Annotated in this window: 1 pseudogene; it reads right to left on the minus strand. The window is 40.5% G+C overall.

Annotated features, from left to right (window positions below):
• Positions 1-262, minus strand: a pseudogene (locus tag KTH89_RS24785) (IS30 family transposase); the annotation flags it as partial.

Below are 262 nucleotides of genomic sequence, written 5' to 3' on the forward strand. Positions count from 1 at the left end.
CTGAAATACCTTAATACCGAGCTTCTCTGTCAAATAATCGAAAACCTTTATGACCTGGTCCTGAGATTTCTCTTGTAGTACAAAAATAAGCATAAGAGAACAGTTACGGAAAAAGAGGGTAAGGAAAGCCTGAGTGCTGTTATCCCGTCCGCCTTCTACCGTGTCAAGTTCGATCACTGGAATATCAGGATTCTCTTGTATGAACTTTTGAAAATCCTCGTAAGTTCGTCCTATACGGAATTCTTTTGCAGCCAGACTTACT

Source organism: Diplocloster agilis (genome assembly GCF_019042275.1).
In the GTDB taxonomy this organism is placed as follows: domain Bacteria; phylum Bacillota; class Clostridia; order Lachnospirales; family Lachnospiraceae; genus Diplocloster; species Diplocloster agilis.